The following is a 12,738-nucleotide window of genomic DNA, read 5'->3' on the forward strand; positions in this document are numbered from 1 at the left end:
ACTCACCATCAATAACCACTGTTTACCACAAATCAAAATAATAGCTACGAATCAGCAACTTATACATACACTTTCCGCATTTACCTGTATAAAGCCCCTGTAACCACAAGAGATTATTTACATCTCATCCACCTGCCGGGATACATTTCCCGGCAGGTGCCCGGCAATTATTTCGCCATTGACCGAACAGGGATAGGGGCGGATGGAGTGACAGGCTGTTGCTTGACAAGCAGTTCGCTGGTTTCAGCTAAGCGGTAAAATTCCGCTCTGTAGCCTTCAGAATCCTTGCCTCGTCCGGATTTTGCTAATTGCAGACATTGCTCCCAGGTAAAAGTTCCCAGGTGGTCACTTTTGATCAGCAGCATGCCGTATCCGGCCACAGCTGCAGCAAACTGAAAATCCGCACTGTTCTTTTTCGGCATTGTTACTGAAACCGGCAGGCTCATTTCTTCTGAACTTTTCTTACCAAGGGGCTTATAGCGTAACTTCACGGTCAGCAATTCATCGGCAGTCTCTCCAGTTTTTGCCTGCGATTTCTGGTATTTCAATGGATCAACAGTGGGAATGGATGCATGACCGGCAGGTATCAACTCATAGAGGGCAGTTACCCGATGGCCGACACCGATTTCACCGGCATCTTTGGTGTCATCCCGAAAATCTTCATCAGCCAGTGCACGGTTCTCATACCCCAGCAGCCTGTATGCCCCGACGTGGGCCGGATTAAATTCCACCTGGATTTTGACATCATTAGCCAAGGCAAACAGCGTACCGCTCATCTCTTTAACCATCACTTTTTTAGCTTCAAGCAGAGAGTCGATATAGGCATAGTTGCCATTGCCCTTATCCGCAAGGATTTCCATGGTATCATCATGATAGTTCCCCATTCCGAAGCCAAGCACCGTTAGGTAAATGCCGCTTTTTCGTTCCTCTTCAACCAACTTCTGCAATTCTCCTCTGCTGGTGACCCCGACATTAAAATCGCCATCAGAGGCAAGAATCACCCGGTTATTGCACCCTGGCATGAAACTTTGCCGAGCCAGATCATAGGCGGTACGGATACCGCTGGATGCATGGGTTGAGCCACCTGAGCGCAGTTGATCCAACGCATTAAAGATCGTGCCCCTGTCGTTGGCTGCTGTAGGTTGCAAGACCACTCGATCACTACCGGCATAGGCAACGATTGCAATGCGATCCCTGGATCCCATCTGCTCAACAAGAAGTTTCATAGCCTGCTTAAGCAGAGGAAGCTTGTTGACCGACTGCATGGAACCAGATACGTCTACCAGAAAAACAAGGTTGGATGGCGGAAGATCTGCGGGATCAATATCTTTGGCATTCAAACCGATACGCACCAGTCGATACTCTTTATGGTATGGGCTGGGGCCGACCTCAGCGCTAAGACGAAAATCTTTCCCAGACTCAGGTTGAGGATAATCATAGGAAAAATAATTAATCATTTCCTCTATACGTACGGCACCCACAGGCGGGAGATAGCCCAGGGTCACCATCCGACGCACATTTGCATACCCTGCTGTATCAACATCTATACTGAAGGTTGACAACGGATCGTTCGCCGTATTGATAAAACTGTTTTCCTGTATTGCATTATAGGATTCACGGTTCCACTGTGCAGGCGGTTGTACCACGCCGGCAACACTTCCTGCCATTGGAGCTGGCGCATACATCTTGGCCTTATCCTGTGCAGTTCTGGCAAGGGAGGCATTTCTTTCTCTTGAAGGAGAAGCCACCGTTGCCTGCTCTTCTTGCTTTATCAAAGCTTGAGGTGCAACATCCGCAGCTTCTTTGGGTTTGGCCTGATCTGAAGTAACCGTGTGATTACTTTCCTCTTGCTCAGCCTGTTTTTGAGAGCTGCATCCTGTCAACAAAACCAGAAAAACAAGTACACCTGTCATCAGCCATTTCATAATGATCTCCTTAAAAGTGATATGAAGATATTCCTTTACTCAACATCGTACCACTGTTGACGGACACGCTACGGTGATGTGTTGTAAAAAATATGCCGATTACATGTAACTGACCACAGGTATAACTCAGAACTACTTGAAATATCAGTTTTGTTTACCGAGTCGAGAGACAAGCAAGATTGGATAATTTATTGTTTCCATGCCCCTTAAACTTAAGCCAGGTCAATTGTCTAAAGTATGCGCGACTTCTTTGCTCCATTGTGCAACTCACCATAATCACATCTTTTTATAGCACCGCAAAATGCCACACCATAAGGAAATGCTACATCGCCACCATCTTCTCTCAAGGAAATAAAACTGTTCATTTCAATGCGCAGGTAAAGTAATATCTCCCGTATCGTTCAAATTAATTATCTACATGAGGAACTTACACGTGAGTACATGGCAGGAAACAGCAATGGCGGAATGGAAGATGATCAACCGTCTCGCCATGCGCCGTTTTCCCTCGGAAGCACTTGCTGAAGAAGCAGCGCTTTTTGTTATTAACGGACTGGCTGAAGATAACTGGCGTCGATTACGCGCTTTTTCTGGGAAATCCTCTGCAAAAACCTACATTGCAGCCCTCACCCACAGACTGCTGGAAGATTTTGCCCGCAAACGCTTTGGCCGCATCAAGCCTCCTGCCTGGGTTCACCGCCTGGGAGGCATCTGGACGACTCTCTTCAAACTCCTCTGCCTGGAACGATACACGCCGGATGAGGCTGTAGCCATTATCAAAAACCGGCAACCAGCCTCCTCGGCTACCCTTGAACATGCCGCCTATACTCTTTTAGGAGAAATTCCTTCATGTGGAGAGTATCGGGGAGAACCGGCAGAGCTTGTTGAAGAAGCAAATCCTGAACAGGACTCCGGGCAAGCTTCCAGCCAGCAACTGGAACTGGAAAGACAGGAACGGGCCCAACTGCTCACCATCCTCGGGCGTATGTGTCTAAGCATTGAGTCACCTGCTGAGACGGAAGCCTTTGTTGAAAAAATCAGTGAACTCTCCTTTGATCTCGCACCTGAAGAAACCCTGCTGCTGCAGTTATGCTACCGGGATGGCCTTTCTGTAGCAGAAGCCGGTCGCATGCTTGGATTGAATAGATACCAGGTTCACGGCAGGCTTCGCAGATTATTGGAACGAATCCGCAATACCATCCGTGATGCTGGGCTTGAAAAGGAATTGCGCCAGTTGCTCTAGAGGCACCTCAGCGATGAAAACAGTATCTCTTAGGGTCGTGGAAAATAATACATATCCAAAAATTGCGTAGGATATCGGTTTGGTAACGTCGTCGCGCCAATGGTTCCATACTGGCCGTATGGAGCCATTGACGCGACGACGTTACCGAATTGAGAGACAAGTAAGATTGGATAATCTATTTTTTCCGTGACCCTTATTGAAAAAACGACACTCCAACAGGAAAAGACCGTCTTTATACACATCAGATGGTAAAATTTTACTACGATGCAGGTATGACTCAGAAAAAAAGCACTCTCCCCAAAAAACGGCAATCAGACAAAACGCTTGCCCTTCTGGCGCTGGCCAATAAGCAGCCCAAAGCAGCAGACGCCTGCCTTCAACATGAACAGCTCGCAGCTTTTGTGGAAGGACGCCTCTCCAACGAGCAATCTGCATGCGTCCTGAATCACCTGGCAAGCTGCGATGATTGTTATAGCGAGTGGATGTCACTGCATAAAACTCATCAGGAAGACAAGCAAAACAAACCCGTTGCCCGTCTGCTTCAGTTTATGGGTAAACCAAAATCACTGACCACTGCGGGTTCCCTCCTGGCTGCGGCGGCCTGTTTGGTGCTCTATCTCAATATCAGTGAAAAGAACACCCCTCTCACAATGGGCACAGGTTTTAGGCCCCTGGAAGCGCCGCCTTCTTCCCAACTTGCGCCCCCAGCTCCCGTCAACAAAGAAAAAAGCTCAAAAAAGATAGCCGCCCCTGCTGCAGACGACATGGTACAGCAAGAGATTGAAGAGCAAATTTCTCCTGCCATCGAACTCAACAGACAACGGGAAACGCCCCACTCTCTCAACAACTTTTCATCAGGCGAGTCAGCTGTTGATGAACAATTCAGTGATGGAGCATCTTCCCCCCAGTCGTCTGCGAGAAGAGTTGCTCCCGGTTTCAAGGCAGTGCCGGAGAAACAGAGCATAGAATCAAGATATGGCGAGAACTCACACCGCAGCAAAGCAGAAGCCAGAACAAACTCTCCGAACACGATCACCCTCACCCCTCAGGAGTGGTTGACTGCTCTACGGACCGTCTGTTCAAATGGAGCCACCTCTTCTGAACTGGATGAGCTGTATATCCAAGGACAAACATTGCTTCTCCAGCCACAGCCAGAGAACCAACTTTTGATACAACTCCTGCGAACCTTGGAACAGACAGCCTTGAGCCCCGGGGAACGTTGTGAAAGCATCATGAAAAAATTAGCCCGGCAATGACGATCTGTTCGTATACAACGGAATCTCTTTGCAGCAGCACGCGAATGCCGCAGACCTCTTATCAGGAATGCCCGTTACTCTCGCGAAATGCATGGCCAGGATATGTGCCAAGATGCTCAACCTTCTTAGCAAAAAAATGAAGCTCCTCAAACGCCAGCTGTAAGGGCATATCATCGATATGGCCCTCAACGTCAGCATAAAAACGAGCCACGTTGAAATGTTTATCCACATAGCTTTCTAATTTGACCATCTGAATTCCGTTTGTGGCAAATCCTCCCAACGCTTTATAAAGAGCTGCAGGAATATTACGTACTTCAAAAATAAAGCTGGTAATATAGCTTTTCCCCACCTCCAGACGCGGGACATTCTTTTCTTCTGAAAAAATGAGAAAACGGGTTGTGTTGTGTGGAGCATCCTGAATATCCCGCTGCAAAATATCAAGTCCATAAATTTTTGCCGCCAGATCTGAGCTGATCGCTGCCTGGGTGGGATCATTCCATTTTTTGACGTCTGATGCGCCTTTTGCTGTATCAGCAACAACATGTCTGGTAAGCCCTAATTGATCAATTATTTTGGAGCATTGGGGGATGGCATGTACATGACTATGCACATCGGTCAACTGCTCTATTTGCGATCCTGGCAAGCCAAGCAGGCAGTGACGTATGAGTTGAAAATGTTCTCCAATAATATACAGTTTTTCCCGTGGGATAAGATGATGAACGTCTGCAACACGTCCTGCCAGGGAATTATCCACAGGTATCATGGCCAGATCAGCCTCCCCGTCCTTGACCGCACGAAAGGCAGCCAGAAATGAAACACAGGGGACAGTCTCAAGTTCTGGATATGCCATTCTACAGGCCAGATCTGAGTATGCGCCAGCCATCCCCTGGAAAGATATCTTTTTGTATATGTTTTCCATTAATTCACCTTCATTTTCTTTCAGCTTCTCCTGCCTGCTTACCCGTACGTAACTCTTACCACTGCTTTCTCAGTCTGTAATCATACCGGGCGGTACGTCTCAATTTTTTACAACAAGGGTCGGGTTATGAAAGCTCGTCCTGAAAGAGGGGTATCAGAATTCCATTTACCAATGCTTTGCAGTGATGCAACACCTCATTTTCAAGATGGTACTATGGGGCCAGTTTCTACCCAGTTCTCATATTTTCAGCAAATGGTATGTTTCAGATCGTATTCGTTAAAGGTGTACATCAGGGGGACAATCGTTGGGCCGGTAAATCCGAAGATATTGCCATCACAGGAATAAAACCCCTCTACCTGTGGAGTGGGGAGACGGTAGAGGGGTGAGAAGAAGATTGAGGCCGAAATATCCGGCATCAGATATACCATACCCTGAATAATTCCAGAGTCAAACATTAATTTCAAATTTTCATTTAATTTTACAAAAATACAGATCTTATAGTGGAATGAGTATCTGTCGGAGAATTGTTATTTTTTCTCAGATTAAGGCATTGTCAGGAAATCATGCACAGCCATCCACTTGATATTGCGAGCATTGTTTTTCTAAAAACAACACATATATGAGAAAAAGAGCGTCCTCCGACAGATTATATGAACTCCTGGAAAGGGGTCTGAAAACATAGCGTACCGACTTTTACTGATCATTGAGCAGGAGATGTAACGTCGCCGGAGACATATATTTTTCTGGGGAGTCTTCACCAAGAGTTGAACAGTTAACCAGGGAGCACAAGGCGTCATAGATTTGTATCCTTGGCCTGGTGAGACCGTTCCAATCCGTGATATCCACGCCATTGTTACTGAGAGCCTGCATCATCTGAGCGTTGGAAACACCAGGGGATGCCTGGCGTATTAATGCAGCGGCTCCAGCCACATGGGGAGCAGCCATGGAAGTCCCTGACATGCTTTTAGTACCCCCGCCAATGGCATCGGATACAATATTTACCCCAGGCGCAAAATACTTCACAGAGGTATGGCTGTTAGAAAAACGTGCCACGGTATCATCACTGTCCGTTGCCCCTACACTTATGACATTGGAAAGGCAGCCCGGGGCTGTGACTATCTGAGCTTCTCCATTATTTCCTGCAATGGCCACAACAACGACATTTTTTGCTGTCAGATTTGCAACAGCCCTGTAGAGAGCCTGTGTCCAGGCATACGTGGAATCGCAGGTCTCAGAAAAAGTGGCATTGGTATACAGGCTCATGTTCACCACATCCAGACCAGGTCTGTTTATGTTGAGCCAGTCCAGAGCTCTCACAATATCTGAAGAGGAATAAAAGCTGTTGTTACTGTCCAGCATTTTAACCATGGTGATTCCAGAGCCCGGAGCCACGCCCTTTGCCGAGATGTTTCCTCTGGAGGCAATAATTCCCGAAACATGGGTTCCATGACCGTGATCATCTTCCGCACTTCCAGCCCCTGTCTGAGATGCGGAACCATTTGGACAACATCCCCCGCCGGGATTGAAACAGAAACATTGTTCGGCAAGCAAGGCACTCTGCAGATCAGGATGATCACTATCCACACCCGAATCAAGGATGGCCACTTCAATCCCTTTGCCCGTTATACCAAGCTCGTGGATTTTATCTGCCGCAATAAGAGGAATACTGGAAGCCAGGCCACCACCTCCGTTATCTCGTTGTTCTATATCCTCCTCATAGACTCCACCGGATACATCGGGATCAATGGCACGAATAAGTTTATTGCCGTCTTTCAACAGGCTGTTCTTTTCAGCGCTAACAAATGCCGTGCTGGTAATCCACCCAGAAACGGCGGGAACTGTTGCAAATTTATGTACCAGACTGAAGCCCTCGGACAATGGGCCCAGTAATGCCTGTTCCTGAAGCTTTTGAACCAATTGCATCTGCTCTTCAACGGTGCCTGGCCAGGTCTCGTATTCAAGCATAATAACCACATAAATCCGGTCGTCTACGGTTTTAAGGGTTTGTCGATCTGTCTCAGCGGCCAGAATCCACGAACAGCTGCCAAAGAATACCCAGACCAAAAGAACCAAACCCTTTAGAGTATGGTTACATCGCTTTTTTCTCTTATTGCCCTGCATAATTCACTCCTGCAATGGGAAAACAAATTTTGCTCTTGAACGAACATCCTCATCAAAACGTAAGGGTCTCGGAAAATGATAAATTTGAAACGCCCCTGTATTTGTAACTGGTTACAGGGTGCCTGAGATTTTCGCAATCAGGCTGATCGTGGAAAAATCAGATAGCATGTGAGCAGTTACTGTTTTTTATCATCAAATTCTCAGAGAAAGTATAAAAACTCTTCTATAGAACAGAAAGAATATGATAGGCTGATGTATATACAGTGTATTTTTTTGCCGTTACAGCCTACAGTTAAACTACTTTTACGCTTAAAATACCAATGACGGATCACCAGATAGAACAACGAGCCAAGTCAATCGACGGTATTTCAATCTATGCGTTTCTGCAGATGCTCGAACACGAACGAAAAAGCTGTACTCTGGTTATCAACCAGGAAGACTCCGTCAGCTACATGTATCTCAAAGATGGGAGTCTGATTGATTCGCAACATGGCGACGAGCATGGGTTAGATGCGGCTTTTGCAATTCTGGCCCTGGAGAATCCTACGTTTTACCTGACCAAATCAGAAGAAAGGATACAACGAATTACTCTGCCACTGGGACACATTCTCCTTGCTGCGTCCACGCAACATGATGAAAAGCAATACCAGACTTCTGGCAAAAAAACAGCTGCCGTGCGGCCTAAGTCATCAGTCAGCCCAGCCCTGGCAGCGATCATTGACAAAATCATCGCCATACCGGGTGTGCAGCACTATTATTTTTTAAATAAACAGGGCAAATTGATTGCGCAATCAAGCAAAAAACAGAAAATGGGGGATTTTATTGCATATTGCATTGTCAGTGGCATTCAAATGCGCGAGGCTTTGGGGGCAAAGGGACTGCATAACATCAGAATAAAACTGCAAGATGATACCATGCTGCTGATCGTACCTGTCAGCGGCCTGACCATTGGTCTCCTTCTCAGTCAGGAGACTTCTCTTGCAGAGGTCTACTCCGGCTTGCGTAGTGCGTTAACCACCAAGACAACCAAATCTTAAATGGCCAGCCTGTTATGCCTATAAAAAAATTACTTGATGAAATCTCAGTACTTCCCGGAGTAACCGGCTCATGTATTTTTGATAAAGTTGAAGGCCCTCTCTGTACAAATTCAGATGTTAACATAGCCACTGACGTCCTTCTTCAAGTTGGTTCCTATCTCATTCGTATGCTTAAAATGGGGAGTATGCACGGCATGGAAATATCAGGAACCCACTACCGATTCGACACCTGTACAGTTGTCGGCACCCCCCTTGGTTCAGGAACCATACTGTTGACTATCTGTGATACCAAAGCCAACTGTTCCCTGGTCGCAACCACCGCAGCAATGCTGGCAGCAGACATGCAGGAGCAGCTGCAGAAGGAGGCGTTGGAACCTGTAGTTTCTGAAGCTCCCCTCAAGGTCCAGCCTCCTATCGAGACTCCCGAAGCTCCCCCTCCGGAAAACGACCTCCAGGAACACTTTCTACAGATTGAAGAAGCTTTGGCCGTAGCTATTGGCCCGGTTGCAGGCATTGTTACCCAGGATTATATTGTGAAATGGCAAGAGCAGGGTCCTGCTGAGGCTTCCAGACTTAAAGAATTGATAGCCATGCTCTGTGATGAAATAAGCGACCCAGCATTGGCAGAGCAATTCACCGAGCAAGCCAGTGCAACTCTCCTGTAAACATTTCCCAGCATTTTTTATGAAGTAACTGCTCACAGTGCATTCAATCTCCGTACTCAGTTACGTATGACTCAATACGCCCAACGAGCCGGTTTACGGAAATCTCAACCACTCTGTAGGCAGTTACAAATGCTGTAGTGTATCGAAATACGCAGACTCCTACGAGTAGTTACTTTATGAGAAGACAAGAAAAAGAAATTCACGATACCAACATCCTTTCAAAAATCATACGGCAATGTGATGTCCTCCGACTGGGGTTATCTGCAAACGACAGGCCCTACATCGTTCCGCTTTCATTTGGCTATGATGGCCAGGCTCTCTATTTTCATACAGCCACAGCGGGACTGAAAATTGATATGCTGACCGCCAACAATACAGTCTGCTTTGAATTTGAATCCAACGTCAGGATTATCTCCAATGACACCAAGCCATGCAACTGGTCATTTTCTTTTCAGAGTGTAATTGGCTGGGGAGTTGCCAGAGAACAAACGTCAGAACCAGAGAAAAGGCATGGGTTGAGCTGTATCATGGCCCAGTATTCCGATGATAAATGGGATTTTACACATATCCCTTTGCAAAGCGTGCGGGTCTGGAAAATCCATATAGAAAAGATGACAGGAAAGCAGTCTCTGGATCACGCACACTAGAAGCCTGTCGGAGAAAGCTCTTTTTCCGCCATATTTGTGTTATTTTTAGAAAATCAATGCTCGCAATATCAACCATATGACGGTGCCTGATTTCCGAAAAAATGCCTTAATCTGAGAAAAAAGAGAACTCTCCGACCAAACTCTTAGTGCATGTGTATAAATGAGACTGTTTATCCAAATCTAGGTAATCGATCGACAGGACTCGGAAAAAAACTTCATTGGCTGGCACAAACTAAGAATGAGAATGTTCGTATACGCAGGTGCTGCGAGATACCCTTCTGCATACCGCTTCAGCAAGTTCCTGATATGAAAATGGCTGCTCAAGATAATTCTCTGCTTCCTCCTGCAGATCGTAGTATGGCAAAATACTCGCTGAATATCCGGCGGTAAAAAGGCAGGCAATATCCGGCAGAATCTCCCTTAATTTATAGTGCAGTGCGCGGCCGGTCATCCCGGGGATAAACAAATCGGTAATGAGAAGATCTATCTTTTCACTGCGATGGCGAACCATCTCCAGCGCTTTCTCACCAGATTCTGCATAAACTACTTTATACCCAAACCGAGGCAGCATTACTTTAAACGTATCACGTATCGACTCAGCTGCAGCCACCACCAGTACCTGTTCCCCTTCTCCTCTGGGGAGATTCACTTCCTCCAGCCCATGGTTAAGGTCTTCTGCAGAATAACTGGGAAGAAAAACTCCAACGCTGGTTCCAATATCAGGAGTGCTGCAGACTTCTATAAAGCCATTGTTCTGTTTGGCAACGCCATCAATACTTGACAAGCCCAGGCCGGAACCCATACCTTTTGATTTTGTAGAAAAAAACGGTTCGAATATCTGGTCAAGGGTTGCCGGGTCCATGCCGGAACCTGTATCACTGACACTCAATTGTACATATGTTCCAGGTGTTATCAGAATATTACCGAACGGGTTATCCACTTCTATAAGAATGTCTCTTGTGCTTAACACAACGGTGCCGGTCTCTTCTATCGCATCCCGCGCATTGCGGCAGAGTGCCGTCAATATCTGATCAATCTGTAAAGGGTCTATATTGACCGCTGAAATGTTTTCTGACAGGCTATTTTTCAGCTTTATATCCTTACCAATGGTTTTCAGGAGCATATCCCATACACTGATCACACACTCATTTATATTGATAACCCTGGGATGCACAATCTGTTTTCCGGCAAATGCCAGTAACTGCTCCAGCAGCGTTACAGACCGGCGAGCTGTGTTTTCAATTCCATCCAGTCGCTTATACAGCGTTTTATCGGGCTCACAATACCTTTTTGCAAGTTCCACATGTCCCAGAATTGCAGCCAGCATATTACTGAAGTCATGTGATATGCCTCTGACAAGCCGGCATAAAGCCTTATTTTTTTGAGCATGGACAAGCTGATTCTGAAGTTTCTGCTGGGTTTCTTCAGCCTTCCTGCGGGCCGTAATATCTTTGATAATACAATATGTCTGCTGGAACTCTCCGTTGATGTTCGTACCAACCCTTCCATCAAGATTCACCAATAGGAGCGAGCCATCTTTTCGTACCATCTCAAATTCAAAGCCCAAAATTTCACCAACAGCTTTAAGCTTGGGAAAATTCTTCTGAAACGGCTCTTTCCATTCCTGGCCCAGAAAATCGGCAAAATTTCTTCCGATTACTTCTTCTTTTTCATACCCCAGAGTATCCAGCCAGGCTTTGTTAATTGCAACCAGACAGCCTTTTTCATCCAGGCATTGATACCCAAGTGGTGAACGGTCGTACAGTTCTCTCAGGTACATGTTTTCCTGAATAAGACTTTCATTCCGGCGTTCTAACTCTTCGATATATGCTCTGTATTTTGCGACTTCTGCCGAGCTGCAGGTTGCTTTGTTTTCAGACGATGACATACGAGGACCTTTTTCTCACAGCTACATAACCGTTATTTCGTCATATCCAAACACTTTGTAACGTGTATACCAGTCAGAGTGCTTTAGCTCAGTAAACTCCATATCACCCTGAAGCTGCAACAAAAATCATCACACAAAGCATCCCTGCGGCCGTTATTGGCCTTCCGAACATCTACGAGCAAGGCTCTGAAAAAACGGCCCGAACCTCACCAGGCCGCATCCAGCAGTCTTTCAACAACTGGTCATCTTTATCCTTGTCTCTGCCCGCCAAAGAGTGCTAGTCTTTCGTGAATACAACACACAAATGCTCACTGAAGAACGGAGAAATGCATTTTGGAAAACCCGGCTGAACTCTCTCTTATCATTCCTGCTTTAAACGAGGAGGATACTCTCCGCCGGCTCCTGCCCCAGTTGTTTGCGTTGGCGCCTTGTCCACAGGTCATTGTCAGTGATGGACAAAGTAAAGACAAAACTGCCAGTGTTGCCAGCGACTTAGGAGCAACGGTGGTTTCCGGCCCTCCCGGCAGAGGGGCGCAACTGAATCGCGGGGTTACACAGGCCTCTGGAAGCACATTGTTTTTTCTCCATGCTGATTCCTTTTTCCCTGAACACAGTTATCACATGCTTCTTCAAACCCTCAGGGAAAGCCCGGAACTCGATGGCGGAGCTCTTCGTTTTTCCCTTGCCGGAACAGTTGGAGCATGGCCACGGATATATGAGCACATGGTACATATCCGTAACAGGACATTACAGTTACCTTACGGTGATCAGGGATTTTTTCTCAGGACCCACCTCTGGGAAGATACAACGCAATTTGCAGACTGGCCACTCATGGAAGACGTTGAATGGTGGGAACGAATTCAACGGCAATATACCATGCGAATATTGCCCTGGCCTCTCGTAACCTCAGCACGTCGATTTGAACAACGCGGCTACCTTACCAGTGCCGTGAGGAATCTCTCTACTATGGCCCGATATAGATGGGGCACCTCTCCCTTCATACTTGCCAAGGAATATTATAAATGAACAAAACAAGGTTG

The 12,738-nt window shown here is 46.6% G+C and carries 10 protein-coding genes; 6 read left to right on the forward strand and 4 right to left on the reverse strand.

All coding sequences use genetic code 11. The features are described 5' to 3' along the window. Positions 1 to 167: 167 nt before the first annotated feature. The gene (locus tag G493_RS28695; protein WP_051309186.1) at positions 168 to 1,925 is read right to left on the reverse strand and encodes a vWA domain-containing protein; all 1,758 of its coding nucleotides are present in this window, start codon (positions 1,923 to 1,925) and stop codon (positions 168 to 170) included. A 433-nt stretch (positions 1,926 to 2,358) separates the two neighbouring features. On the opposite strand from G493_RS28695, the gene G493_RS0109720 reads away from it, so the two are divergent. Further along, entirely contained in the window at positions 2,359 to 3,165 is an 807-nt protein-coding gene (locus tag G493_RS0109720; protein WP_161629816.1) for a sigma-70 family RNA polymerase sigma factor, read from the forward strand. 272 nt (positions 3,166 to 3,437) lie between these two features. Then, positions 3,438 to 4,421 carry an anti-sigma factor family protein gene (locus tag G493_RS0109725; RefSeq protein ID WP_153306468.1) on the forward strand — a complete coding sequence of 328 codons (984 nt, stop codon included), beginning with the start codon at positions 3,438 to 3,440 and terminating at the stop codon, positions 4,419 to 4,421. Positions 4,422 to 4,482: 61 nt separating this feature from the next. Here the strand turns inward: G493_RS0109725 and G493_RS0109730 are convergent, their stop codons facing one another. Next, positions 4,483 to 5,340 carry a prephenate dehydratase gene (locus G493_RS0109730; RefSeq protein ID WP_028580218.1) on the reverse strand — a complete coding sequence of 286 codons (858 nt, stop codon included), beginning with the start codon at positions 5,338 to 5,340 and terminating at the stop codon, positions 4,483 to 4,485. Between the two features lie 693 nt (positions 5,341 to 6,033). After that, positions 6,034 to 7,461 carry a S8 family peptidase gene (locus tag G493_RS32045; protein WP_051309187.1) on the reverse strand — a complete coding sequence of 476 codons (1,428 nt, stop codon included), beginning with the start codon at positions 7,459 to 7,461 and terminating at the stop codon, positions 6,034 to 6,036. Between the two features lie 320 nt (positions 7,462 to 7,781). On the opposite strand from G493_RS32045, the gene G493_RS0109745 reads away from it, so the two are divergent. The 3 genes from G493_RS0109745 (at position 7,782) to G493_RS0109755 (ending at position 9,810) form a co-directional block, all read left to right on the forward strand. Then, a complete protein-coding gene (locus tag G493_RS0109745; RefSeq protein WP_028580220.1) occupies positions 7,782 to 8,498 on the forward strand; it encodes a DUF4388 domain-containing protein in 717 nt (238 codons plus the stop codon). 14 nt (positions 8,499 to 8,512) lie between these two features. Continuing rightward, complete coding sequence (locus G493_RS0109750; RefSeq protein WP_028580221.1) at positions 8,513 to 9,163, forward strand: hypothetical protein; 651 nt, start codon at positions 8,513 to 8,515, stop codon at positions 9,161 to 9,163. Positions 9,164 to 9,339: 176 nt separating this feature from the next. Next, positions 9,340 to 9,810 carry a pyridoxamine 5'-phosphate oxidase family protein gene (locus G493_RS0109755; RefSeq protein WP_028580222.1) on the forward strand — a complete coding sequence of 157 codons (471 nt, stop codon included), beginning with the start codon at positions 9,340 to 9,342 and terminating at the stop codon, positions 9,808 to 9,810. A gap of 232 nt (positions 9,811 to 10,042) precedes the next feature. Here the strand turns inward: G493_RS0109755 and G493_RS28705 are convergent, their stop codons facing one another. Continuing rightward, entirely contained in the window at positions 10,043 to 11,698 is a 1,656-nt protein-coding gene (locus G493_RS28705; RefSeq protein ID WP_051309188.1) for a PAS domain S-box protein, read from the reverse strand. A 333-nt stretch (positions 11,699 to 12,031) separates the two neighbouring features. Between G493_RS28705 and G493_RS0109765 the strand changes: the two genes are divergently transcribed. Further along, complete coding sequence (locus tag G493_RS0109765; protein WP_028580223.1) at positions 12,032 to 12,724, forward strand: TIGR04283 family arsenosugar biosynthesis glycosyltransferase; 693 nt, start codon at positions 12,032 to 12,034, stop codon at positions 12,722 to 12,724. Positions 12,725 to 12,738 lie beyond the last annotated feature (14 nt).

It is taken from the genome of Desulfogranum japonicum DSM 18378 (assembly GCF_000429945.1).
GTDB classification, from domain to species: domain Bacteria; phylum Desulfobacterota; class Desulfobulbia; order Desulfobulbales; family Desulfobulbaceae; genus Desulfogranum; species Desulfogranum japonicum.